We start from the raw sequence: 22,965 nt of genomic DNA on the forward strand, positions 1-22,965 counted from the left end.
TCCACGCGCGCCGGCGCGCAGTTCAGAACGTTGATGTGACGAGCAAGTCTAGGGAGGGCCGTAGCCGGTCCTTCCTTGTCCTGCGGGGTGTTCACGGAGGTCATGCCGAGGGGGCGACCTTCGAGAGAGCGTTGATGATGCGGTCCGACGCGTCGCCCCTCCGGTCGGTGAGGTTCGCGAGCAGCTTCATGGTGAACCTCATCAGCCCGGGGTGCGGCAGCGCGTGGCGCGTCGCGAAGTTCATCACACCCGGCCTGCCGATCGCCTCCACGAACAGCCTGCCAAGGGTGAAGTAACCCCCGTAAGCATCCTTGAGCACCTGAGGATATGCCCTCAGAGCGCGCTCCCGCTTCGCGGGTGTGCCGAGCGAGAGCGCCTTAGCCACGGACTCGGCCGCGATCTTGCCGGTTTCCATGGCGTAGGCGATGCCCTCGCCGTTGAACGGGTTGATCATTCCGCCCGAGTCGCCCACCAGGACGAGCCCGCGCGTGTAGTGCGGTTGCCGGTTGAAGGCCATCGGCAGGGCCGCCCCCCGGATCGGGGCGGTCATGTTCTCCTCGGCGAAGCCCCACTCGGCCGGCATGTTCTTGACCCACCTGCGTAGCAGGTCACGATAGTCGACCTTGTCGAACGCCGCCGAGGTGTTGAGCAGGCCGAGCCCGACGTTGCTAGTGCCGTCGCCGACCCCGAACACCCAGCCGTAGCCGGGCAGCAGTCGCTCTTCGTCCCACAGCTCCAGCCACAACTCAAGATAGTCGTCGTCGTGGCGCGGACTGGTGAAATAGGTGCGGACGGCCACCGCGACCGGACGGTCCTCGCGCTTGTGCAGCCCCATCGCGAGTGACAGCCGGGTCGAGTTGCCGTCGGCGGCGACCACCAGCCGGGACCTGTAGGCGATCTCCTCGCCGTTCCGCTTCGCGGTCACGCCCACGATGTGACCGCTGCGGTCGGAAAGGATCGGTCCTGTGACGTTGACGCCCTGCTCCATGCGCACCCCGGCGCGCACGGCGTTCGCGGCGAAGATCTCGTCGAAGTCCTTGCGGGTGCGCACCAGACCGAAGTCGGGGAAGCTCGACAGCTCGGGCCAGTCCAGCTCGAACCGCTGACCGCCGCCGATCACGCGCAGACCCTTGTTGCGCACCCAGCCCGGGGCGTCGATGTCGATGCCCATGTCGATGAGCTGCTTGACCGCGCGCGGCGTCAGCCCGTCGCCGCAGACCTTCTCCCTCGGGAACGTGCTTTTTTCCAGCAGCAGAACGTCGAGCCCCGCCTGCGCGAGGTAGAAGGCGGTGGCAGAGCCGGCTGGACCGGCGCCGACGACGATGACGTCGGCATCCGCGTCTGCGGGTCTCCGCTGCGCGGTGATTGGTGGGGAAGCTGGGTCGGTCACGGGACCAGTTCCTGTCCTACACGTCGACGGCCACGAGATATGGGGCCTTCGTACTTTTGTGAACCTCTTCACAAACTTGTCGGTTCCGCAGTCTAACGCTTTTCCAACGCGGGATGTCAGATGGGTAGCTCTATCGGGCCGAGAGCGGCTTAACCCCCCGGTGAAGAGCGACAATGCCGAGACTCAAGTTACGCCAGGCGACTTTGTGCCACCCCGCCTCGATCACCAGACGGGCCAGCGCGGCCTGGTCGGGCCAGGTCCTGATCGACTCGGCGAGGTAGGCGTAGGAGTCGGGGTTGGAGCTCGCGAGGCGCGCGACCGCCGGGAACATGCGCATCAGATATTGCGTGTAAACGACGTCGAAGGACTTGATCGTCGGGCGGGAGAACTCGGCCACGACGAGCCTGCCGCCGGGCCTGGCCACGCGGTGCATCTCACGCAGGGCCGCCACGGTGTCGTGCATGTTGCGCAGGCCGAAGGAGATGGTGACGACGTCGAAGCTGTCGTCGGCGAAGGGCAGGCGCAGGCCGTCGCCGGCGATGAAGTTGACCTCGCCCTGGGCGCCCAGGCGCTCGGCCCCCGTGCGCAGCATGCCGAGGGAGAAGTCACACGCGATCGCCCGCGCCCCGAGCTCGGTGAACGTCAGGCTGGACGTGCCGGTGCCCGCGGCGAGGTCGAGCACGAGCTCGCCCGGCCCCGCGTCGACGACCTCGGCGGTGACCTTGCGCCACACCCGGTCCTGCCCGAGTGAGAGCAGGTCGTTGACCAGGTCGTAGCGGCGGGCCGTGCGATCGAACATCGCGGCGACTTCGTGGGGCTGCTTCTCCAGCGATGCGCGCGTCATGGCGACAAGCCTAGGGCCCACCGTACGGAGGTCCGCGACGGCCGGGCACGTCAACGGAAAGTAATCACGCAAGCACAGACAGTCTGCTAGGACTTGGCAAATGATTGCCCGTTTCTTGACAGTGCTGGTCGCCGCCACGCTTCTGCCGACTGCTCCCGCGGCGGCGGCCGGGACGACCGGCCAGGCCACAGTCGTGTCGGACGACCCCGTGAACCACACGCCTCACGTGCTCGACGGCATCGTCAACGCCCTCGCCCTCGTCGGCCGCACCGTGGTGGTCGGCGGGTCCTTCACCTCGGTGCGCGAGGCCGGCCGCGGCTCGCCGGAACTCGCCCGCTCCCACCTGTTCGCCTTCGACCTCCACACAGGCCGGATCATCGAGGGCTTCGCCCCGCAGCTCAACGGCCCGGTGCACGCGCTCGCGGCCGGCCCCGGCGGCACGGTGTACGCCGGAGGCTCCTTCACCGCCGCCGGATTCCGGCCGGCCGACGGGCTCGCGAGATTCCGCCTGGCCGACGGCGGCACCGACCCCCGCTTCGCCCCGCGCGTTCTCGGCGGCGACGTCACCACCCTGGCCCGGCGCGGCTCCCATCTCTATGTGGGCGGCGACTTCACCCAAGTGGGCCGTTCTCTCCGCACCGCACTCGCCAGAGTGGACGCGACGACCGGCGCGGTGGATCCGGCGTTCACCGTCACACCGGGAGGCCCTCTCGGCGGCAGAGTAAGAATCTACGGAATGGCGCTCAGTGACCACCGTCTACTGATCGGCGGCGCATTCACCACTCTTGACGATCGATCTCGCCCCCAGGTCGGCCTGATCGACATCACCGGCGCCAGAGCAAAGGTGGCCGACTGGCGCACGGCGACGTTTGCCGTCGCGTGCAAGTCGGTCTTCCCCTCGTATGTACGCGGAGTGGACTTCTCACCGGACGGGAAATATTTCGTGATCGTCACCACAGGTGGCGCCGGCGGACCCCGCAAAGCCTGCGACTCTACGACGAGATTCGAGACGTTCGCCACGGGCGATCGCATCCGGCCGACGTGGATGAACCACACCGGCGGCGACTCGCTCTATTCCGTTGCCGTGACCGGTGCCGCCGTCTATGTCGGGGGACATCTCCGCTGGCTGGACAACCCTTACGGAAGAGATACGGCGGGCCCCGGCGCAGTGGAACGCGAGGGCATTGGCGCCATACATCCGCGCAGCGGCAACGCGCTGAGATGGAACCCCGGACGCGAACGCGGGATTGGCGTCAAAGCTTTCCTCCCGCACGGTCAGGGTCTACTCGTCGGTAGTGATACAACTCGTCTCGGTCACGAGTACCATGCCCGAGTCGGCATGTTTCCGTTGCCGTAGTCCCTCAATCGCCACTCTTGCCGAGGGATGCGCTCTTCTTTCCGATGCGCGCACTCACGGCATCACGCTGCTTGGAGAGCAAGACATAGCTCGCGAGGCCACTGACCGCGAAGGCCGCCACGACAAGAAACATCGGGTCGCGAAGGCCCAACAGATACAACACTCCGAGAGCGACGACGAACAGAGCGATGCGGGACGCGGTGTATACGAGAACTGGATGCACAAGCTTGAGGTTACGACACACCCTCAGCGCCGACTCCTTCGCACCAGGTACGACCGCTGCTAGTCTGCCCAAGAGCGCCCTTTTGTAAAGAAACACCCATGAGACTCTCAAAGAGGCTCTATCATATAACAATCGGGCGTTCAGCCGATAACAACCCGTGATCTTTGCTCAAAATCACGGATATATCAGGCTTCGCTCGGCACACTGGAGTACCTGTCCGCCCGCTGGCAGGAAGCGGGATGCGAGGGGGAGAGATTGGTGGAGAGTAGCAGCGAGCGTCTGCTGACCCCGGGAGAGGTTGCCGCCCTCTTCCGGGTTGACCCAAAGACGGTGACACGCTGGGCCGCGGCAGGCCGCATCAGCAGCATCCGCACCCCCGGAGGGCACCGGCGCTTCCGTGAATCGGAAGTGCACGCCCTTCTTCGTGGCGAGGACGTCCTGACGGCCGACCGGCCGACTGGCGAATCCCCGCGAGTCTGACGACGAGTTCGTCGCCTCGGTGATCCTGCGGAACTACCCCGAAACCGCAGGGTCACCCTGGACTTCTCCCCCGGAAAAACCCCGCTCCACCGGTAAACGCGCCCGGCCCCGAACCGGAACCGCCGGGTGTCGCAGCGAAATCATCTGTGAGCACACGCTCCCTCCGTCGCGGAGAACTCTCCTGTCACAGTGAAGTCTCCTGTCAGGCGCATATCACCCGCAGATCAAGACAGCAGGTCAAGACCGCCTCGTGGTTCACGTCTCCTCTTGCTCGGCCTTGAACGCGAGGAACTCCCGCTCAAGATCGTCGTTCTGCTCCTGCCAGCGCGTGCGCGTCTCGGCGAACTCCGCCTCGCTGAGCGACTCGGGAAGCCAGCGCTCGTAGTCGGGATCGTCCGGCGTCAACTCGATGAACGCGTTGCCGATCACACGCCCGTCCGGGGCGGTCAGGCTCTGCGGCACACGCAGCGTCCCGTCCGTTAACCGGATGACGTACATGAAAACCACCTAGATTCCGTAGCGCCGGTTGAAGAACAACATGACGGTGAGCGCCATCCTGGTGTCCCCGCCGAGCATGTCGACCAGGGCGGGACGCTGCCGCGAGGCGATCGCGGCGAAGGCGTCGGCGAAGAACTCCTTGCGCCCGAGCCCGCCCGGCTGCCGGTGGAAGGCGGACATGAACAGCGGCTCGCACTGCCGATACAGGGCGACGAACTCCGGGGAGTCCGACACCCACGCGCCCGGCGGCGAGTCCACGTCGTCCAGTGCGTGACCGACCTCGTGCATCATCACGTCGGGTGTCGGCGAAGGCCTGTCACCCACGACGATCTTGCGGTCGCCGTACGCCCCGGCGCAGATGTCCCAGGTCGCCCGGCCCGACGGCAGCGGCGCGCCTCGCAGATAGCCCATGTCGTCCAGATCGGGCACCCCGCCTGGACCGACGTAGATGCCCTCCAGCCCGGCGGCCAGCTTGGCCTTCAAGCGGTCGGGCAGCCGGGCCAGGCTGTCGACCGCCCGCACGGCGTCGGCCGACGGCGGACCGTTCCTGGCATCCCACTGCCGGTGGAGGATGCGCTCAAGGACACCGCAGTGGCGCAGGCCGTCGCCGACGTCCGGGCTGTCGGGCGCGTGGGCCCGCGCCCTCGGCCTCTCGTCGAAGAGCTCGAAGTCCCGCCAGGTGTATTGCGGCCGGTCGACCACGGAGGGAGCGGGGTGGGGACGCTCGACCGGGCGATCGAAAGGCCGGTCGGTGAGGCGGTCGGCGGGACGATCCGCGGGACGATCGGCGGACCGGTCGGGTTTACTCTCGTTTCCCCGACGGTGCGGCGAAACATAAGTGACGCGCTGCCACCATCGGCTGCCCCGCCGATGGCGCCCCTTGTCGCCGGATTGCGCCATGGCACCTCTCTCGCTCATGGTTTCCGCGCGGGGGCGCGGAGGTTCGGGAGTGCACCGTGTTCCACCGTACGACGTCGATCTTCTCGCGTCATGTGATTCTTGTTGAGGTTCACGACATATGAATGCGGCTGAGCCGAAAGCGCGATCGGCCGGGGGATGGCTTACAGTTCGGGCATGCCTAGCGTGCTCATCGGTCTGGCGTTGCTCACCTTCTGGCTCTACTGCCTCTTCGACGTCATCACCACCCCCGACGACCAGGTCCGGTCGCTGCCCAAAATCCTGTGGGTCCTCGTCGTCGTGCTGCTACCCGCCGTCGGCAGTGTGTTCTGGCTTCTCCTCGGCCGCCCCCTCGGCCCAAAGGTCCTGCCCAGGCCGCTCCCTCGCGAAAAGAGGCCGGAGGCGCCGAAGGGTCCCGACGACGATCCCGACTTCCTGAAGGACCTCGACCGCCGCATGCGCGGCGACGACGACCGCGGCTGACCTGCGACGCCGGAAGACGCCCGACGTACGGCGAAGCCCGGCTCTCCGCCTGAGCGAGAGGAGCCGGGCTCCCAGACGATCGGCCCCCGGTCCTCCGCACGGACCGAGGGGCCGGCCTCCGCTAACCGACGTCGGCGTAGGAGTGCAGGCCGCCGATGAAGATGTTGACGCCGAACAGGTTGAACATGAGCGCTGCGAAGGCCACGAGCTGCACAATCGTCGCCTTCTTCCCCTTCCACCCGGCAGTCGTCCAGGCGTGCAGGTAGGCCGCGTAACCGATCCACGTGATGAACGACCAGACCTCCTTGGGGTCCCAGCCCCAGTAGCGGCCCCACGCCCTGTCCGCCCAGAGCGCTCCCGCGATGATCGCGAAGGTCCACACCGGGAAGGCCACCAGGATCGCGCGGTGCGCGACCCGCTCAAGCTCCGCCCGCGTGGGCAGCCGCGAAAGCCCGTCCTTCCTGATCAGGAAGAGCACCCCGGCGACACCGGCCAGGATGAAGAGCCCGCTGGCCAAAATGGCGGCCGACACGTGGATCGCCACCCAATAGGTGTCGAGCGCGGGCACCACAGGCCCGGCCTGAACATGCAGATAGCGTACGGCGAAGCCCAGCCCGAGCATCGCCGCGACGAAGACGAAGGCCCCGAGGAAACGCACCGGGAAGCGGATCTGCATGATCAGGAACGCCGTGACGGCCGCGAAGCACATGGCCACCACGAACTCGTACATGTTGCCCCAGGGCCAGCGGTCCACCGCGAGTCCCCGGGTCAGGATGGCGGCCAGGTTGGCCGCCCAGCCGAGCCAGCCGACGACAAGCCCCGCCGTGCCGGCGCGCAGCGCCCATCCGTGCTTGGCCTCGCCGCCCGCGGCCTCGGCCGCCACGCTCTCGTCCTCGGCGCCGCCCGCCCCGACCAGCACCCGGCGTTTGCCCTGCTTGGCCTGGTTGACGCGGCGGGTGGCGAACGCCAGCTCAAGGGCGTAGCCGATCATCGCCAGCACGTAAAGCAGCACCGCGCCCAGAATCAACTGGTCACTCAGCGCTGCGAGCCCGAAATCGACCTCACTCGTGGGCATCTGTGTCTCCTGCGTTTTCAGCGGGTCGGGCACCGAGTGCCCGGACGATGTCGTCGAACTCGCCGGCGAATGCGGCGTCGCCCCCTTCGGTGCGCGTCAGTCCGCCCACCTCGACCACGGTAGCGTCGCCCTCCTTCGCCTCCGTCAGCCGCACCCACACACGGCGACGGCGGATCGACAACGAGAGCACGAGCCCGGCCACGGCGAGGACCGACGCGATCAGCGCCGGCAGCCGGCCCGGGTCGTAGGTGGTCTGGAGGGTGACCCACTCCTTCACACCGGTGAACGTGATTTTGCCCGCTCCGCCCGGCAGGTCCAGCGACTGGCCCACCTGCAGCGGCGCGGCCTGCTCCCCGGCGGGGGCCTTGGGTGCGGCGTCGACCGACTTGGGTGCCACGCCGTGCCCCACGACCGGCTTGCCCTGCATGAGCAGCGGCTTGAGCTTGTCGGAGTTGAGCTCGTAGACCGACTGCGGCGTGCCGTTGTCCATCCCGAGATCGCCGGAGAAGGCCCAGACCTCGACCTCGGGGTTGATCTGGGCGGGGAAGGCCGAGGCGTAGGTGCCGTCCTTCATCTTCACCGAGGTCGGCAGGAACCTGATGAGGAAGCCGAGGTCCTCCGGCTCGGCGTCCGGCACCTTGATCACGCACTCGGAGGCGAAGGTGGCCTTGTCGGCCGTGAGGCAGGGCACCGGGCCGTCGAAGGCGACCTGGCCCTTGCCGTCGGTGACGGTGAACGACGGAGCGTATCCGTTGCCCAGGAGGTAGGTCATCGTGCCGCCGCTGTCCAGCGGCTCGTTGACCTTGAGCTTGAAGTCGCGCTCCGGGCCGCCCGGCTCGTCGGTGACCCGCAGATCCGCCTCGAAGTCGAGCGCCTGCCCCCGCTGCCTGCCCTCGACGATGTAGGTCGCCTGGAACTCCTTCAACGTGAACGAGAAGGGGCTGAGCGACTCGGCCGACACCTGAACACCGGGGAGGTAGCGGTCGTAGGCCGCGACGGTGTTGGAGAAGCCGTCGCCTTCGACGAGCAGGACATTGCCGCGGTAGCCGTACAACGATCCGGCGCCGACGGCGAACAGCAGTCCGAGCAGCGAGATGTGGAAGAGCAGGTTGCCGCTCTCCCGCAGAAAACCCTTCTCACCCGCCACCCAGCCCGGCCCGGTCGCCACCCGGAACCTGCGCTTGCGCAGCCGCGAGGCCACCTCCTCGACCGAGGTGGCGGCGGTGAAGGAGGCGTGGTGCGGCAGTCTGCCGAGGTTGCGCGGTGCGGCGGGCGGCTTGCGGCGCAGCTCCTTGAGGTGCACGCCGGTGCGGGGGATGACACAGCCGACGAGCGACAGGAAGAGCAGCAGATAGATCGCCGCGAACCACGGCGCCTGGAAGACGTCGTAGAGCCAGAGCCTGTCGAGCCACGTTGACAGCTCGGGATTGTCCCTAAAGTGCTTGGCGACCATGTCGTCGGCGACGCCGCGCTGCGGGATCAGCGAGCCGGGGATGGAGCCGATGGCGAACAGGAACAGCAGCACGAGCGCCGTGCGCATCGAGGTGAGCGTGCGCCATCCCCAGCGCAGCCAGCCGGTGGCGCCAAGCCCGCCGCCCCCGGGCGGCTTCACGGTCATCCCGGGTTTCCTGTCGGTCGTCGTCTCCGCCATCAGAGCACCGGCTCGAATCCGCCGATCCAGCCCTGCATCGACGCGATGAGCTGGTCCCACAGTCCGGTGACGAGCAGGAGGCCGACCAGGACGAGCATGGCGCCGCCGACGCGGGTGATCAGCCGCGAGTGGCGGCGGAGGGCCTTGAACGCGCCGAGGGCCCGCCGGTAGGCGAGCCCGGCCAGGACGAACGGCAGGCCGAGCCCGAGCGCGTAGGCGAACGCCAGGACCGCTCCGCGGCCCGCGCTGCCCTCGGTCAGCCCCAAGCTGAGCACCACGCCGAGCGTCGGGCCGATGCAGGGGGTCCAGCCGAGCCCGAACACCACCCCGAGCAGCGGCGCCCCCGCGAGCCCCGCCGCGGGCCTGCGGTGCACCCGCACGTCCCGCTGGAGCCCGGGGACGAGGCCGAGGAAGGCCAGCCCCATCACGATCGTCAGCCCGCCGATCACGCGCTTGATGATGTCGGCGTTGGTGAGCAGAGCGCTGCCGAGACCGCCGACGACCGCGCCCGCGGAGACGAACACCACCGCGAATCCGAGGACGAACAGCACGCTGCCGAGAAGCAGCCGGCTCTTACGGGGGTCGTCGCTCATGCCCGTCACGTAGGACAGGTATCCCGGCACAAGCGGCAACACGCAGGGAGAGGCGAAGGACACGAGCCCCGCCGCCACCGCGATGGGCATCGCGATGAGAAGCGAACCGCCGGCGATCGTCCCGGCGAGGTCGGCGATCACTTCTCCCCGCTGACGCCGTTGACCGCGCCGAGCAGATCGTTGTACTTGACCGCGCCGAGAGCACGGGCCGCCACCCGGCCCTGGCGGTCGATGATGAGAGTGGTGGGGATCGCGGCGGGCGGCATGACGCCCTGGAATGCCAGCGCGATCTTGCCCGGCTGGTCGAAGAGGCTCGGATAGTCGATCTTGTAGCTGCGCTCGAAGGCCTTCGCCCGCGTCTTGTCGTCCTTGAAGGCGACCCCGACGAACTCGACCCCGGCGGCCTTCGTGCGGCCCGCGACGTCCTTGAGCGTGGGGGCCTCCGCGCGGCAGGGCGCGCACCAGGAGGCCCAGAAGTTCAACACCACGACCTTGCCCTTGAGCGCCGCCAGCGACACCGTGCCGTCGTCCAGCGTCGGCCCGGTGACCTCGGGTGCGGGCTTGCGCTCGGCCGCGGGGAACACACTCATCTTGCCGTCGCCGGGCACGAACCTCGTGTCACCGGCCTGCGGCCCGGAATCGGCTCCGGGGGCACAGGCGGTGAGGACGAGCGCGGCGGCCACCGCCACGCCGAGCGCCCGCGCCGCGCGCCCCGTCATCCGGCCACCCCGCGTGCCTGCGGCCGCGAGAGGCCGCGTTCGGCCGCGCCGCGCACGAGAACGGGGTTTCGATCCGGGGGACGGACGGTGCCGAGAGACTCCGGGCACCCGCCCATCACTGGCGACGAGCCTGACACGGGAGAGGATCTCCTTGTACTACAACCGGTAGAGCTGTCACTCTATCCGCGCGGTCAGGCGCCCGGAACACTGGGGCGGCGCACCAGCGAGCCGGCCGGCTCGCTGTAACCCACGCTGATCAGCCGGTCGCCCTCGAAGGTGAGGCTCGTCATGCTGGCGAGGCCGCACTGCCGCTGACGCGGATCGTGCCAGAGCCGCCGGCCCTCCGCCGCGGCCCTGATGATCCAGATGGGCAACTGGTGGGAGACCAGGATCGCCTCATGCCCCCGCGCCGCGCCCCGCGCGGCGTCGATCGCCGCCTTCATGCGGTCGACGACGTCGAGATAACGCTCGCCCCAGGAGGGTCGAAAGGGGTTCCACAGGTGGCGATAGTTGCGCACGTTGCGAAAGACCCCCCTTCCCTCACCCATCGGGTGCCCTTCGAAGACGTTGCCCGCCTCAAGCAGCCTGTCGTCGAGCACGACGTCGAGCCCGAACCCCTCCGCCAGCGGAGTGGCCGTCTCGATCGCGCGTTCCAACGGCGAACTGCGCACCTCGACGATGTCACGCGCGGCCATCGCCTTCGCCACCGTCTCGGCCATCCGGCGGCCGGTTTCCGACAGGTGGTATCCGGGCAGCCTGCCGTAGAGCACGTTGGCGGGATTCTCGACCTCGCCGTGGCGCAACAGGTGAACGACAGTGGTATCAGCCATGGTGTCGCCAGCCTACCCGTAGGTAGCCGCTGAAATCGGCCCACCCTGTGACCGCTGACCACCCGGCCGCGCAGGTCCCGCGGCGTGCCCTGCGCATCGCGCCGGGACCGGTCCCGGCCGGGTTCGCGTACGGCGAAAGCCACCTTGACCGGCCGAGCACCGGCCGGCCGGGCTCCCGCCGTATCGCCCGTGGCGCCATATGTCGAGCTGTCCTCACAGGCACTCCCCCCGGGGTGTCCGGCTCCGTCCTCTCAACAATCAGCCGACCTTCGCGGCCACGCCGCGCAGGGCGGCGACGGCGGCTCTGATCGCCGGCCGCCGGGCGCTCTCGGTGCGCCACAGGGCGTAGAGGCGCCGCGTCGGACTCGCCGTGATCGGCACCACGCTCACCCCCTCGGGCACGAAGTCGCGCCCGAGCCGCGGGATGAGCGCACACCCCTGCCGGGCCGAGACCAGGGCGAGCTGCGTCGGGTATTCGTCGGCCATGCATGTGATCACGGGTTCCAGCTCGGCGCTGCGCAGGGTGAACAGCAGCCAGTCGTGGCACACCGTGCCCGGCGTGGAGCTGATCCACCGCTCGTCCTTCAGCTCGGCCAGTGAGATCTCGGGTTTGCCGGCCAGAGGGTGATCGGCGGGGATGATCACGTCGACGACGTCGTCGATGAGCACGGCCCGGGACAGGCCCTCGGGAATGGCCATGGGTCTGGTGAGCCAGTCCTGCACCACGACGAGGTCGAGTTCGCCGCGGGCCACCTCGCGGATCTGGCGCTCCGGCTCACGCTCATGGAAGATCACGTTGAGGTCGGGGTGGCGATCGGCGAGCTCCTTGAGCGCGCCGGGCACGAGGCCGCGGGCCGCCGTGGGGAACGCCGACATGACGAGTTTGCCGACCACCGTGCCGCGCAGCGCCTCGAAGTCGGCCTCCGCCGTCTCGACCAGTGCCAGGATGCGCTCGGCGTGATCGGCCAGCACGCCCGCGGCGTCGGTGAGCTTCACGCCGCGCCCGTTGCGCTCCAAAAGCGGGGCGCCGGTCTCACGCTCCAGTTTGGCGAGCTGCTGGGAGATCGCCGAGGGCGTCACCATGAGCGCTTCGGCGGCGGCGCCGACCGAACCGTAGACCGAGACTGCGTGGAGTGCCTTCAGGCGATTCAGGTCCAACACATAAGCAAGTCTAAACGATGCTCCTAAGAAAATCTCGATTGTGCTCAACGGTTAAACATCCGATGATTGGTACATGAGAACGCGAGCGAACACCGAGCCCGAGACCCCGAAGACCCGCTCCTATCTGGAGACCCTCGCCCGGCAGGCCAAGCAGGCGCGCGAGAACCGCCGCCACGCCGTCCCCGCCGCCGAGCCGGCCCCCGAGCGCTAAACGCGCTAAACGCGCTAAGACGCCGAAGCCGCGGCCTTGGCCGCGATCGGAAGCGCCTCGGCGATCCGGGTGAGCGCCTCATCGCCGTGAGCCGCCGAGAGGAACCACGCTTCATACGCCGAAGGCGGCAGATAGACACCCTCGTTGAGCATCGCGTGGAAGAAGGCGCGATAGGCACCGGTGTCCTGCCGCTGAGCCCCGGCGAAGTCGGTCACCGCCCCCTCGGCGAAGAAGATCGAGAAAAGGTTGCCGGCGCGCTGCAGACTGTGGGGAACCCCCGCCGCCGTCAGCGCGTCGGACGCGATCCTGCTCACCAGCAGCGCGGAGGCGTCGACCCTGTCGTAGACCTCATCGCCTGCGGCCCGCAGCGTGGCGAGCCCGGCGGCGCAGGCCAGCGGATTGCCCGACAACGTGCCCGCCTGATAGACCGGCCCCTCGGGGGCCAGGGCCGCCATCACGTCGGCGCGCCCGCCGAAGGCCGCGGCGGGCAGGCCGCCGCCCATGACCTTGCCGAAGGTCATCAGGTCGGCTGCCACCGGATCAAGGCCATACCACCCCGAGGGTGACACCCGGAATCCCGTCAGCACCTCGTCGATGATCAGCAGTGCGCCGTGCTCGGTGCACAACTCCCGCAGCCGCCGGTTGAATCCCGGCAGCGGCGGCACCACCCCCATGTTCGCCGGGCACGCCTCGGTGATCACGCAGGCGATCTCCGCCCCGAGCTCGGCGAAGGCCGCCTCGACCGCCTCCACCGAGTTGTACGGCAAGACCACCGTGTCCGCCGCCGACGCACCGGTGACCCCCGGCGTGTCCGGCAGCCCGAACGTCACCACACCCGACCCGGCCGACGCCAGCAGCGCGTCCACGTGGCCGTGGTAGCAGCCGGCGAACTTCACCACCTTGCTTCGCCCGGTGAACCCCCGCGCCAGCCGTACCGCCGACATGGTCGCCTCGGTGCCCGAGCTCACCAGCCGGACCTTCTCCACGGGCGCCACCCGGGACACGATCTCCTCGGCCAGCTCCACCTCTCCGGGCGTCGCCGTACCGAACGAGGTGCCGCGCGCCACCGCCTCGGTGAGCGCCGCCACCACGTCGGGGTGGCGATGCCCGAGGATCATCGGACCCCACGAGCAGACCAGGTCGACGTAGCGGTTGCCGTCGGCGTCCACGATGTAGGCCCCCTCCCCTGAGGCCATGAACCGAGGCGTGCCCCCGACCGCGCCGAACGCACGAACCGGCGAGTTCACACCTCCCGGCACCACCGCGCGCGCACGCTCGAACAGGGACTCGGAGATCTCGATACGACTCACGGGGCCCAGCCTATTGCTCCGGCTCCCGCCGCAATGAGCCGGTGGCAGGTCGTCCTACCTGGCCCGCATGCCGAGCGCACGCTGACCGCCCCAGGCGATGAGGCCGGTGATCGCGCCGGCAAGCACGCCGGTGAACAGGCTGCTGACGACGGCGAACGACCGTAGGAGCAGCCCCTCGGAGGCGGGCGAGAGCCGGCCGGCCAGGTTGCCGCCGAGCGACGGGGAGGCGCCGTCCATGCCGGTCTCCCACAACACCTGATGCACGCCGGCGAGGAGGACGCCGTAGAGCGCGCCGACGACCAGGAGCGTGAGGAAGGGACTCGGCACGCGTGCCCGTACCGCCACGGCGATCCACACCGCGAGGGGCACGACGACGAGCAGGAAGTTGACGAACGTCTCCCCCTCGATGAGATGAAGATCGTGGAGGATCGCCCGGGGAACGGCGAGCAGCGCCAGCCCGACGATCCAGAGAAAGGGCAGGCCAAGACGCGATTTGTCCTTCGTGTTCACGGTTTAACCGTAGAAATCCGTCTGCGATTGCACATCCGTAGCGACGCTCGATCTCCATACGTCGAAAAGCGACAGCGGACTACGTGTCATGGCGGAAGCCCCGCCTGCCTCACGTCCATAGTCTGAAGCGGTGAAGAACCTGCCCGCCTGGGTCGCCGACGTCGTGCTCGGCGTCACCGTCGCCCTGGTGCTCACCGCCGTGATCTCGGCGAATCACGGCGGGTCCCAGCGTGCGGACCTCGTGGCCTACCTGTGGGCGGCGGGGCTCGGCGCGCTCATGCTCGCGCGGCGGCGGCACCCGCGTGCCGTGCTGGTCGTCACGGCGCTCGGCCTGTTCGCCTACTACGCGGCCGGATATCCGGCGATCGGCGTCGCCGTCCCGGTCGCCGCCGCGTTGTTCTCCGCCGCCGAGGCCGGCCGCCTCGCCGCCTCCGTCCTCACCGCCGTCACGGTCGTCGCGGTCTCCCTGGTGTTCCGGCTCCTCGAAGGGCAGGACACCGCGTTCGTGGTGGGCTACGACCTCGTCCCCCACGTCGTGCTCATGGTGGCGGCCGTCGCGCTCGGCGACAGCCTGCGTGCGAGACGCTCCCAGCGTGCCCACCAGCGCGACCTCGCCGCGCTGACCGCGATGCGGCACGCCGAGGAGATGGAGCACCGCGTCCACGAGGAGCGGCTGTCCATCGCCCGCGACCTTCACGACTCCATCGGGCACACGCTGTCGGTGATCTCCCTGCACTCCGACGTCGCCCGTGAGGCGATCGGCCGCGACGATCGCGACGCCGTGTCCGCCCTTGTCCGGATAAAGGAGGCCACATCCGCCACCATGCGCGAACTCCGCACCACCGTCGCGCTCCTCCGCTCCCCCGGCGAACGCGCGAGCCGCGTGGTCTCCCTGCGTGACGTCGACGCCCTGCTCGCCACCGCACGCTCAGCCGGCATCGACGTCGTCAGCCGCATCGACCCCGCGGTGGCCGGCCTTCCCTCCATGGTCGACGCCGCCGCCTACCGCATCGCGCAGGAAGCCGTCACCAACGTCGTCCGGCACTCAGGCGCCTCTCAAGTGCACATCGAGACCACGATCGCCGACGGCACCCTCACGCTCACCGTCGCCGACAACGGCAGGGCGAGACCCCCTGCCACCCCCACGGGCCAGGGCATCACGGGAATGACCGAACGTGCCCGCGCCCTCGGCGGCACCCTCACCACCCGCCGCGAACCGACCGGGTTCACCGTCCACGCCCGCCTCCCCGTGGAGACCCGCCCATGATCCGCGTCGTGCTCGTCGAAGACCAGGAACTCGTCCGCGCCGGACTGCGTGCCCTCCTCGGCAACGACCCCGGGATCACGATCGCCGGTGAGGCGGGCTCCGGCCGTACCGGACTGTCACTCACCCGCGAGTTGAAACCCGACGTGGTGCTCATGGACATCCGCATGCCCGACATGAGCGGCCTGGAGGCCACAGCCCTCATCACCGGGGACGAAAACCTGAGGCACACCCGGGTCCTCATCCTGACCACCTTCGACGACGACGAGGACATCGCCGAGGCCGTGCGCATCGGCGCGGCGGGTTACATCCTCAAGGACATCCCCGCCGACGACCTCCGCCGCGCCGTCCACACTGTCGCCGCGGGCGACAACTACCTCACGCCCTCCATCACCCGGCGCGTCATGAACCTCGCCCGCGCTCCCCGCCCCGAGCCGCCCGACCCCCGTCTGGCCACTCTCACGCCCCGTGAGCTCGCCGTGCTCCACCGCGTCTCCCTGGGCGAGAGCAACGAGGAGATCGCAGAGGCCCTCTTCATCAGCCCGGCCACGGCGCGCACCTACATCAGCCGCCTGCTCACCAAACTCGACGCCCGCGACCGCACGGCCCTGGCCGTGCTGGCCCACCGCTCCGGCCTGCCCGACCGCTGAGTCCGGGGGTTCGCGGACCTTCCGGTACGGCAGAGCCCGCCCCTGCCCTGACGCCCACCGGGCGAGGACATCCACGAGGCGGCGCCCCGGAGGCCCGACGCTGTCGTCAGTCGCCGTCGGCGAGTTCGGCGAGGAGGACGAGGGGGTCGGGCAGCGGGAGACCGGAAGGGGGACGGAGCCAGGTGACGGTGCCGCCGGAGGGGAGCGTGGACGGCGGGGCGAGGACGTAGCTGTCGCGGCAGTGCCAGCGGAGGCCCGGGGTCTCGTCGATGGTGGCGGGGTCGCAGTCGAGGTCGCAGGACCACCACTCGTCGTCGTCTTCGGGGGCTCCTCGGGTGGCGACGAAGAAAAGGACCCGATCGCCTTGCTCGGCGACCGGGCCCGTGGTTTGCCCCTTGGCGTCCATCCGCTGGAGGGCTGCCATTCCGGCGGCGTGCGGGACGTCGAAGACGTCGAACACCCGGCCGGTGGGAAGGACGATGTTGGCTTCGGGGTCGTGCTGCCACCAGCGGGTGAGCAGCGAGGTGTCGGTGGTGGCCTGGATGCGCCAGGCGGGGGACAGAGGATGGCCGCCGGGCTCGGGACAGCCGACGCGGTCGCACGAGCAGGCTCGGGCTCCTCGGGCGAGCGGATGGGCCCCAGGGGAGGCGGCCCAGCCAAACGAGGCATATTGGAGCACGTTAACGATCATTTTGGTCGGCCGCGTGCGCCGCTTGCCACGCCGAGCGAGCGGTACCCCCACCATTGTGTCCTCCGTCGTCTGTGAGCAGACCCCGGCCATGCCGGGCGCACATCGGGCGGCCCCGCCTCCCGTGACTTCAGCCCCCAACCCCGAGTGGGACATTCCCCACAAATCAGGACGCTGCACGACAAGCAGCACTGGACTTCGCCACCTGGGACACACCAGCACTTCGTTCTCGCACTCTAACGCACGAGCCCCATCAGGCAGACGCAAACCCCCCAGTTCAGAGCCTGCGTGCCACCTCGGTTGCCCAATAGGTGAGGATCAGATCCGCTCCGGCCCGGCGAATCGCCACAAGTGACTCCATGATCGCTCGGTTGCGGTCGATCCACCCATTGGCCGCAGCAGCCTCGACCATCGCGTATTCCCCGCTGACCTGATAGGCCGCCACCGGCACGTCCACGGTGTCGCGAACCTGGCGGAGGATGTCGAGATAGGCCAGCGCCGGCTTGACCATCACGGCGTCGGCGCCCTCGGCGAGGTCGAGGCGCACCTCGCGTAGCGCCTCGCCGAGCGGCCCCGCGGGGTCCTGCTGGTAGGAGCTGCGGTCGCCGAACTGCGGTGCGCACTCTGCCGCGTCGCGGAAGGGCCCGTAGAAGGCCGAGGCGTATTTCACGGAGTAGGCCAGGATCGGGATGTGGGCGAACCCGGCCCCGTCGAGCCCCGCGCGGATGGCGGCCACCTGGCCGTCCATCATGCCGCTTGGCGCGATGACCTGGGAGCCCGCGCGGGCCTGGGCGATCGCGGCGGAGGCGTAGCGCGCGAGGGTCGCGTCGTTGTCGACCTCGCCGTCCTCGGTGAGGATGCCGCAGTGCCCGTGATCGGTGAACTCGTCCAGGCAGGTGTCGCTCATCACTACGAGCGCGTCCCCCACCTCGGCCACGACGTCGGCGATCGCACGCTGCACGATGCCGCCGGGGTCGTCGGCGGCTGAGCCGACGGCGTCCTTGACCAGCGGCACACCGAACAGGATCATGCCGCCCACCCCCGCCTCGGCCGCCTCGCGGGCGGCCTTGCGGAGCGAGTCACGGCTGTGCTGCACGACACCCGGCATGGAGGCGACCGGCGCGGGCTCGTCGATGCCCTCTTTGACGAAGACCGGCAGCACCAGATCGGCGGGGTGCAGACGGGTGCCCGCCGTCAGACGGCGCATCGCCGCGCTTCTGCGCAACCGTCGCGGCCGGGCGACGGGAAACTCCGCGCTCATGGGTGGATCCCCCTGTCTCGGGTGGGTAAGCCACTCTCGTCCCGCCTACGGGCAGTGTCTCACCGGTATGTGGAAACTAGGGGTAAAAGGGCGCAATCTGCGGGAGGACTTATTCCTAATCGGCCCTTCTTCCATGGTCAGCGCATGCGCCGACGTGCCCCCCTGCGCATCTGCGAAGGCTTGCGCGGGACCTCCCCCGCCTCAAGCGCCGCCTGACGCCCCTTGGCACCGAACTCCGCCAGCGCGGCGGCGAGCGCGGCGGCGGACGGTTTGTCGGCCATCACGTCGACCCGCAGCCCGAACTCCTCCGCCGTCTTGGCGGTCTGCGGCCCGATGACCGCGATCACGGTGACGTGGTGGGGCTTGCCGGCGATGCCCACGAGGTTGCGGACCGTGCTCGACGAGGTGAACAGCACCGCGTCGAACCCGCCGCCCTTGATCGCCTCCCGGATCGGCGCCGGCGGCGGCGCCGCCCGCACCGTGCGGTAGGCCGTGACGTCGTCGCACTCCCAGCCGAGCTCGGTGAGCCCGGCCACGAGGGTCTCGGTCGCGATGTCCGCGCGGGGCAGCAGCACCCGGTTGATCGGGTCGAGCATCGAGTCGTACGGTGGCCACTCGGCGAGCAGGCCCTCGGAGGACTGCTCACCCGTGGGCACGAGGTCGGGCTTGACGCCGAAGTCGATCAGGGCTCGCGAGGTGGCGTCCCCGACGGAGGCCACCTTGAGCCCGGCGAACGCGCGGGCGTCCAAGCCGTATTCCTCGAACTTCTCTCTGACCGCCTTCACCGCGTTGGCGCTCGTGAAGGCCACCCACTCGTAGCGGCCGGTGACGAGCCCCTTGATCGCGCGGTCCATCTGCTGCGGGGTGCGGGGCGGCTCGACCGAGATGGTCGGCACCTCCTCGGGCACCGCGCCATAGGAGCTGAGCTGCTCCGACAACGCCGCGGACTGCTCCTTGGTGCGCGGCACGAGCACCCGCCACCCGAACAGCGGCTTGGTCTCGAACCACGACATGCGCTCCCGCATGCCGACGGCGTCGCCCACCACGATCACGGCGGGCTCGGTCATGCCGGCGTGCTTGAGGTCGGCCTGCAGCCGTCCGAGCGAGGACACCACCGTGTATTGCTCGGTCGTGGTGCCGCCGCAGCTCACCGCGACCGGGGTGGTGTCGGCCCGGCCGCCCGCGATCAGCGCCTTGGCGATCGGCACCGCCTCCGCCACACCGTTGTAGATCACCAGCGTGCCGGGGCAGTGGGCGTGCGACGACCAGTCCTGCTCCTGCGCCGCGTCGACGATCCTGAACTCGGGGACTGCGGTCGCCGGGGGGATGCCGGCATAGGTCAGCACGGCAGTGGCGGGCGGCACACCGGGCACGATCTCGAAGTCCACCTCCGCTTTCACACAGGCCGCGACCTCCTCGGTGATCGACGAGAAGAACATCGGATCGCCCGCGCACAGCCTGACGACGATCTTGCCGTCCTTCGCCGCGTGCACGGCGGCCGACGGGAGCTCCCCTTCGGCGATCTCGACGCCTTCCCGGCAGTGGCGCAGCTGGGCGCCGTATGTCTCACGGTCGAGGACGACGATGTCGGCCCGCGCCAGCAGGTCGGCACCCCGCAGGGTCAGCAGGTGCTCGTCACCGGGCCCGGCGCCCACAAAGGCGACGAATCCGGTCTGGTGCTCAGAGGTTGGACTTGCGGAGCTCAATGGGACTGCTCCCCCATCAACGTGTCGGCCCCTTCCGCGATCATGGCGGACGCGAGATCACGCCCGAGCTCCATGGCCGAAGCAGAGGTCCCGGCGGTGGACTTGCGGACCGCGCGTCTGCCGTCGACGTCGACGACGGTTGCGGTCAGGTTGAGAGTGTGCCCGTCATCGACGGCGAACGCACCCACGGGTGCGGCACACCCCGCTTCGAGAGCGGCGAGCACGGCCCGCTCGGCCGTCACCGCCGCCCTGGTCTTGGGGTCGTCGAGCACGCCGAGCAGCTCGATCAGATCGGTCCTGCCCGCGAGACACTCGACGGCGAGGGCGCCCTGGCCGGGGGCCGGCAGCATCTCCTCGACCTCGAAAGTCTGGGCGATCTCGTCGTCGCGGCCGATCCTGAAGAGCCCGGCGGCGGCCAGCACCACCGCGTCCAGCTCACCGGAATGCACCTTAGCGATGCGTGTGTCGGCGTTGCCGCGGATCGGGACGTAGGTCAGGTCGGGGCGCAGCATCTTGAGCTGGGCCACGCGGCGCGGCGAGCCGGTGCCGACAACCGCGCCGGAGCAGAGATCGGCGAGCTTCAAGGGGCCGACGAGCGCGTCGCGGTGGTCGTGCCTGGCCGGGATCGCGGCGAGCGTGAGCCGCTCGTCGGGGGCGGTCGGCAGGTCCTTCAGCGAGTGCACCGCGAAGTCGATCTCGCCTTCGACCAGCTTGTCGCGCAGCGCGCTCACGAAGACGCCCGTGCCGCCGAGCTGGGCGAGGTGGGCCTTGGTCACGTCGCCGAAGGTCGTGACACCGACGAGCTCCACCGCCCGGCCCGTCGCGGCGGTGAGCCAGTCGGCCACCATCTGCGACTGCGTCGTCGCCATCAGGCTGCGTCGCGTGCCGAGGCGCAGGGCAGCGGTCACCGGTCCACCTCCGTGTCGATCGTCTCCGGCCGTCTCACGGCCTCGGGCACCTTCGGATCCAGATCGAACAGCTCACGCAGGGCCTCCGCATAATGATCGCCTGCTGAGGAGGCGGCGAGCCGTTTGACACGCACAGTGGGCTCGTGCAGGAGCTTGTCCACCACACGGCGCACGGTCTGGGTCACCTCGTCGCGCACCCGGCCGTCGATCTCGGGAACCCGCGAGACCAGCCTGCCGAGCTCGGCGGCCACCACCTCGGCCGCCTTGCTGCGCAGCGCCACGACGGTCGGGGTCACCCGGGCCGCGCGCTCGCCTTCCAAATATGCCTCGACCTCGGCGCAGACGATGCGCTTGGCCGCTTCGAGCGCCTCGTCGCGTCCGCCGCCTCCCGCCCCGAGCCCGGACTCCTGCATGGTCTCAAGATCGATGAGCGTGACGCCGCCGAGGGCGCGCACAGCAGGGTCGACGTCGTGGGGAAGCGCGAGGTCGAGCAGGACCAGCGGCCTGTCGCGGGCCTCGATCATGTCGGGGGTGATCACCAGGTTGCCCGCTCCCGTGCACGACACCACGAGATCGGCCTCGGTCAGCTCGGCCGCCACCTGGTCCAGCCGCACCGCGCGCCCGCCGACCGTCTCGGCGAGCCGCAGGCCGCGCTCGAAGGTGCGGTTGGCGACCACGATGTCGGTGACGCCCTCACGGACCAGCGTCGCCGCGGTTAGGGCACTCATCGAGCCCGCGCCGACCACCAGGGCGCTTTTGCCCGCCACCTCGCCGAACACGCGCTCGGCCAGCAGGAGCCCGACCCCGACCAGCGACGCGCCGGCGCGGTCGATGCCGGTCTCGGTGTGGGCCCGCTTGCCGACCCGGAGCGCCTGCTGTGCGAGCTCGTTGAGTGTCGGGCCGAGCGTGCCGTATTCCTGTGCGAGCTTGAGCGCCTGGCGTACCTGCCCGAGGATCTGCCCCTCGCCGAGCACCATCGAGTCGAGGCCGCACGCGACGGAGAACAGGTGCTCGACGGCCCGGTCCTCGTAGTGGACGTACATGTGCGGGGTCAGCCCTTCGACGGGCACCCCGGAGTGGTCGCTGAGGAGCTGGGTCAGCGCGTTGAGCGCGCCGTGGAACCGGTCCACGTCGGCGAAGACCTCGACGCGGTTGCAGGTCGAGATGACCATGACCTCGGCCACGGAGGTGTCTTGGTGTGCATCGTGCAGCAGTTTGACCAGGGCGTCACCCGACACCGACAGCTTCTCGAGCAGCGTGACGGGCGCCGTGCGGTGGCTGACGCCTAGGGCGAGGACACTCATCGCGCCTCCCCGTCATCCGTCGGTCTAACCGACGGCACCGAACCCAGCGAGCCCAGGACATCCGGAGAGATCGAAAGATCCACCGACTTGGGCCACTCCTCGGCCATTACCGGCCCCCCACTCATACGATCCGCTTTGCGCTGCTCGTGAAACGCGAGGATCTGCAGTTCAATTGATAGATCAACTTTACGGACATCAACGTCGTCCGACACGGACAAGACGACCGGGGCGAAGTTCAAAATGCTCGTGACGCCCGCTGATATCACTCGGTCGCAGACCTGCTGGGCCGCCGCGGCGGGAGTCGCGATCACCACGATCGACACGTCCCGTCGCCGGATCACGGCCTCCAGTTCGTCGATGTGCTCCACATTCAATCCCGCGATGTGGTCGCCCACCACCTCGGGGTCGGCGTCGAAGAGCGCGGCGACCCTGAACCCGCGCGACACGAATCCCCCGTAGTTGGCGAGGGCGCGGCCCAGGTTGCCGACGCCGATGATCGCGACCGCCCAGTCCTGGGTCAGGCCGAGCTCGCGCGAGATCTGGTAGATCAGGTATTCGACGTCGTAGCCGACACCGCGGGTGCCGTATGACCCGAGGTGGGACAGGTCCTTGCGTAGCTTCGCCGAATTCACCCCCGCCGCCACAGCCAGATCCTCCGAGCTCACCGTCGACACCCCGCGCTCCGCCATCCCGTTGAGCGCCCGCAGATAGAGCGGCAGCCGGGCGACGGTCGCCTCGGGGATGCCACGTTCGCGAGCTTGGGACAGTCGGCGGGTCACGTGCCGGAGCTCCAGGGGGACAGGTCGTCCGGCGCGGCCCTGCCGCTGGCACGGATGCGACGGATTACGGAATCATCGAGGTGAGAACACTGCTCCCCCAGGTTAATCCCTTTGTGAACCGACGCACAAAGTCGCTGTACACAGTCGGCCCCTCTTCCCTGATCCCGCGCTCC

25 protein-coding genes are annotated in these 22,965 nt (G+C 69.3%); 6 read left to right on the forward strand and 19 right to left on the reverse strand.

Features of this window, described 5'->3' with window-relative positions; genetic code table 11:
• Positions 1-100: 100 nt before the first annotated feature.
• Together Ssi02_RS18595 and Ssi02_RS18600 are read right to left on the reverse strand one after the other, a co-directional pair.
• Positions 101-1,390 carry a geranylgeranyl reductase family protein gene (locus Ssi02_RS18595; protein ID WP_239129021.1) on the reverse strand — a complete coding sequence of 430 codons (1,290 nt, stop codon included), beginning with the start codon at positions 1,388-1,390 and terminating at the stop codon, positions 101-103.
• 130 nt (positions 1,391-1,520) lie between these two features.
• Positions 1,521-2,234, reverse strand: a complete 714-nt coding sequence (locus Ssi02_RS18600; RefSeq protein ID WP_204027088.1) for a demethylmenaquinone methyltransferase — start codon at positions 2,232-2,234, stop codon at positions 1,521-1,523.
• Positions 2,235-2,334: 100 nt separating this feature from the next.
• Here Ssi02_RS18600 and Ssi02_RS18605 point away from each other — a divergent pair, with 100 nt between their 5' ends.
• Positions 2,335-3,591: a hypothetical protein gene (locus Ssi02_RS18605; RefSeq protein ID WP_204027090.1), complete on the forward strand. Its 1,257-nt coding sequence runs from the start codon at positions 2,335-2,337 to the stop codon at positions 3,589-3,591.
• A gap of 4 nt (positions 3,592-3,595) precedes the next feature.
• On the opposite strand, the gene Ssi02_RS18610 is transcribed toward Ssi02_RS18605, so the two are convergent.
• A complete protein-coding gene (locus Ssi02_RS18610; protein WP_239129022.1) occupies positions 3,596-3,925 on the reverse strand; it encodes a DUF4229 domain-containing protein in 330 nt (109 codons plus the stop codon).
• Between the two features lie 147 nt (positions 3,926-4,072).
• Between Ssi02_RS18610 and Ssi02_RS18615 the strand changes: the two genes are divergently transcribed.
• Complete coding sequence (locus tag Ssi02_RS18615) at positions 4,073-4,294, forward strand: BldC family transcriptional regulator (protein ID WP_181616591.1); 222 nt, start codon at positions 4,073-4,075, stop codon at positions 4,292-4,294.
• Between the two features lie 255 nt (positions 4,295-4,549).
• Here the strand turns inward: Ssi02_RS18615 and Ssi02_RS18620 are convergent, their stop codons facing one another.
• Complete coding sequence (locus Ssi02_RS18620; RefSeq protein ID WP_204027092.1) at positions 4,550-4,792, reverse strand: hypothetical protein; 243 nt, start codon at positions 4,790-4,792, stop codon at positions 4,550-4,552.
• Positions 4,793-4,801: 9 nt separating this feature from the next.
• Complete coding sequence (locus Ssi02_RS18625; protein WP_204027094.1) at positions 4,802-5,692, reverse strand: hypothetical protein; 891 nt, start codon at positions 5,690-5,692, stop codon at positions 4,802-4,804.
• Between the two features lie 174 nt (positions 5,693-5,866).
• Here Ssi02_RS18625 and Ssi02_RS18630 point away from each other — a divergent pair, with 174 nt between their 5' ends.
• Positions 5,867-6,172, forward strand: a complete 306-nt coding sequence (locus Ssi02_RS18630; protein WP_239129023.1) for a PLDc N-terminal domain-containing protein — start codon at positions 5,867-5,869, stop codon at positions 6,170-6,172.
• A gap of 121 nt (positions 6,173-6,293) precedes the next feature.
• Here the strand turns inward: Ssi02_RS18630 and ccsB are convergent, their stop codons facing one another.
• The 6 genes from ccsB to Ssi02_RS18660 form a co-directional block, all read right to left on the reverse strand.
• Positions 6,294-7,247, reverse strand: a complete 954-nt coding sequence (ccsB, locus tag Ssi02_RS18635) for a c-type cytochrome biogenesis protein CcsB (protein ID WP_204027097.1) — start codon at positions 7,245-7,247, stop codon at positions 6,294-6,296.
• Positions 7,234-8,898 (reverse strand): cytochrome c biogenesis protein ResB, encoded by a 1,665-nt coding sequence (resB, locus tag Ssi02_RS18640; RefSeq protein WP_239129024.1) that lies wholly within the window; start codon positions 8,896-8,898, stop codon positions 7,234-7,236. Before resB ends, ccsB begins: the two co-directional genes overlap by 14 nt.
• Positions 8,898-9,581, reverse strand: coding sequence for a cytochrome c biogenesis CcdA family protein (locus tag Ssi02_RS18645; protein WP_204027235.1), 684 nt, complete (start codon positions 9,579-9,581; stop codon positions 8,898-8,900). The genes resB and Ssi02_RS18645 overlap by 1 nt, the downstream gene beginning before the upstream one ends.
• 47 nt (positions 9,582-9,628) lie before the next feature.
• Complete coding sequence (locus tag Ssi02_RS18650) at positions 9,629-10,210, reverse strand: TlpA family protein disulfide reductase (RefSeq protein WP_204027099.1); 582 nt, start codon at positions 10,208-10,210, stop codon at positions 9,629-9,631.
• A gap of 191 nt (positions 10,211-10,401) precedes the next feature.
• On the reverse strand, positions 10,402-11,040 hold the full coding sequence (locus tag Ssi02_RS18655; RefSeq protein WP_204027102.1) for a histidine phosphatase family protein: 639 nt from the start codon (positions 11,038-11,040) through the stop codon (positions 10,402-10,404).
• Positions 11,041-11,298: 258 nt separating this feature from the next.
• Positions 11,299-12,201, reverse strand: coding sequence for a LysR family transcriptional regulator (locus tag Ssi02_RS18660; protein WP_204027104.1), 903 nt, complete (start codon positions 12,199-12,201; stop codon positions 11,299-11,301).
• A gap of 73 nt (positions 12,202-12,274) precedes the next feature.
• Here Ssi02_RS18660 and Ssi02_RS18665 point away from each other — a divergent pair, with 73 nt between their 5' ends.
• Entirely contained in the window at positions 12,275-12,412 is a 138-nt protein-coding gene (locus tag Ssi02_RS18665) for a hypothetical protein (protein WP_204027106.1), read from the forward strand.
• A gap of 14 nt (positions 12,413-12,426) precedes the next feature.
• On the opposite strand, the gene hemL is transcribed toward Ssi02_RS18665, so the two are convergent.
• Both hemL and Ssi02_RS18675 read right to left on the reverse strand, forming a co-directional pair.
• Complete coding sequence (gene hemL, locus Ssi02_RS18670; protein WP_204027108.1) at positions 12,427-13,722, reverse strand: glutamate-1-semialdehyde 2,1-aminomutase; 1,296 nt, start codon at positions 13,720-13,722, stop codon at positions 12,427-12,429.
• Positions 13,723-13,776: 54 nt separating this feature from the next.
• Positions 13,777-14,232 (reverse strand): hypothetical protein, encoded by a 456-nt coding sequence (locus tag Ssi02_RS18675; protein WP_204027110.1) that lies wholly within the window; start codon positions 14,230-14,232, stop codon positions 13,777-13,779.
• 130 nt (positions 14,233-14,362) lie between these two features.
• Between Ssi02_RS18675 and Ssi02_RS18680 the strand changes: the two genes are divergently transcribed.
• Positions 14,363-15,499 (forward strand): sensor histidine kinase, encoded by a 1,137-nt coding sequence (locus Ssi02_RS18680; protein WP_204027111.1) that lies wholly within the window; start codon positions 14,363-14,365, stop codon positions 15,497-15,499.
• On the forward strand, positions 15,496-16,146 hold the full coding sequence (locus tag Ssi02_RS18685; protein ID WP_204027112.1) for a response regulator: 651 nt from the start codon (positions 15,496-15,498) through the stop codon (positions 16,144-16,146). The genes Ssi02_RS18680 and Ssi02_RS18685 overlap by 4 nt, the downstream gene beginning before the upstream one ends.
• Before the next feature lie 106 nt (positions 16,147-16,252).
• Here Ssi02_RS18685 and Ssi02_RS18690 read toward each other — a convergent pair whose 3' ends face one another.
• The 6 genes from Ssi02_RS18690 to Ssi02_RS18715 form a co-directional block, all read right to left on the reverse strand.
• Positions 16,253-16,891 carry a bifunctional DNA primase/polymerase gene (locus Ssi02_RS18690; RefSeq protein ID WP_204027113.1) on the reverse strand — a complete coding sequence of 213 codons (639 nt, stop codon included), beginning with the start codon at positions 16,889-16,891 and terminating at the stop codon, positions 16,253-16,255.
• Between the two features lie 220 nt (positions 16,892-17,111).
• Positions 17,112-18,095: a porphobilinogen synthase gene (gene hemB, locus Ssi02_RS18695; RefSeq protein ID WP_204027114.1), complete on the reverse strand. Its 984-nt coding sequence runs from the start codon at positions 18,093-18,095 to the stop codon at positions 17,112-17,114.
• A 137-nt stretch (positions 18,096-18,232) separates the two neighbouring features.
• A complete protein-coding gene (locus tag Ssi02_RS18700) occupies positions 18,233-19,801 on the reverse strand; it encodes a bifunctional uroporphyrinogen-III C-methyltransferase/uroporphyrinogen-III synthase (protein ID WP_204027115.1) in 1,569 nt (522 codons plus the stop codon).
• A complete protein-coding gene (hemC, locus tag Ssi02_RS18705) occupies positions 19,798-20,709 on the reverse strand; it encodes a hydroxymethylbilane synthase (protein WP_204027116.1) in 912 nt (303 codons plus the stop codon). The genes Ssi02_RS18700 and hemC overlap by 4 nt, the downstream gene beginning before the upstream one ends.
• The gene (locus Ssi02_RS18710) at positions 20,706-22,013 is read right to left on the reverse strand and encodes a glutamyl-tRNA reductase (protein ID WP_204027118.1); all 1,308 of its coding nucleotides are present in this window, start codon (positions 22,011-22,013) and stop codon (positions 20,706-20,708) included. The genes hemC and Ssi02_RS18710 overlap by 4 nt, the downstream gene beginning before the upstream one ends.
• Positions 22,010-22,792 (reverse strand): redox-sensing transcriptional repressor Rex, encoded by a 783-nt coding sequence (locus Ssi02_RS18715; RefSeq protein ID WP_239129025.1) that lies wholly within the window; start codon positions 22,790-22,792, stop codon positions 22,010-22,012. The genes Ssi02_RS18710 and Ssi02_RS18715 overlap by 4 nt, the downstream gene beginning before the upstream one ends.
• Positions 22,793-22,965: the final 173 nt, after the last annotated feature.

It is taken from the genome of Sinosporangium siamense (assembly GCF_016863435.1).
Classification (GTDB): Bacteria; Actinomycetota; Actinomycetes; order Streptosporangiales; family Streptosporangiaceae; genus Sinosporangium; species Sinosporangium siamense.

Coding starts and splice junctions, on each gene's coding strand:
- Ssi02_RS18600 (WP_204027088.1), bottom strand. CDS start 2,234: ATGACGCGCGCATCGCTGGAGAAGCAGCCCCACGAAGTCGCCGCGATG.
- Ssi02_RS18605 (WP_204027090.1), top strand. CDS start 2,335: ATGATTGCCCGTTTCTTGACAGTGCTGGTCGCCGCCACGCTTCTGCCG.
- Ssi02_RS18620 (WP_204027092.1), bottom strand. CDS start 4,792: ATGTACGTCATCCGGTTAACGGACGGGACGCTGCGTGTGCCGCAGAGC.
- Ssi02_RS18625 (WP_204027094.1), bottom strand. CDS start 5,692: ATGGCGCAATCCGGCGACAAGGGGCGCCATCGGCGGGGCAGCCGATGG.
- Ssi02_RS18630 (WP_239129023.1), top strand. CDS start 5,867: ATGCCTAGCGTGCTCATCGGTCTGGCGTTGCTCACCTTCTGGCTCTAC.
- ccsB (WP_204027097.1), bottom strand. CDS start 7,247: ATGCCCACGAGTGAGGTCGATTTCGGGCTCGCAGCGCTGAGTGACCAG.
- resB (WP_239129024.1), bottom strand. CDS start 8,898: ATGGCGGAGACGACGACCGACAGGAAACCCGGGATGACCGTGAAGCCG.
- Ssi02_RS18645 (WP_204027235.1), bottom strand. CDS start 9,581: ATGCCCATCGCGGTGGCGGCGGGGCTCGTGTCCTTCGCCTCTCCCTGC.
- Ssi02_RS18650 (WP_204027099.1), bottom strand. CDS start 10,210: ATGACGGGGCGCGCGGCGCGGGCGCTCGGCGTGGCGGTGGCCGCCGCG.
- Ssi02_RS18655 (WP_204027102.1), bottom strand. CDS start 11,040: ATGGCTGATACCACTGTCGTTCACCTGTTGCGCCACGGCGAGGTCGAG.
- Ssi02_RS18665 (WP_204027106.1), top strand. CDS start 12,275: ATGAGAACGCGAGCGAACACCGAGCCCGAGACCCCGAAGACCCGCTCC.
- Ssi02_RS18685 (WP_204027112.1), top strand. CDS start 15,496: ATGATCCGCGTCGTGCTCGTCGAAGACCAGGAACTCGTCCGCGCCGGA.
- Ssi02_RS18690 (WP_204027113.1), bottom strand. CDS start 16,891: ATGGTGGGGGTACCGCTCGCTCGGCGTGGCAAGCGGCGCACGCGGCCG.
- hemB (WP_204027114.1), bottom strand. CDS start 18,095: ATGAGCGCGGAGTTTCCCGTCGCCCGGCCGCGACGGTTGCGCAGAAGC.
- Ssi02_RS18710 (WP_204027118.1), bottom strand. CDS start 22,013: ATGAGTGTCCTCGCCCTAGGCGTCAGCCACCGCACGGCGCCCGTCACG.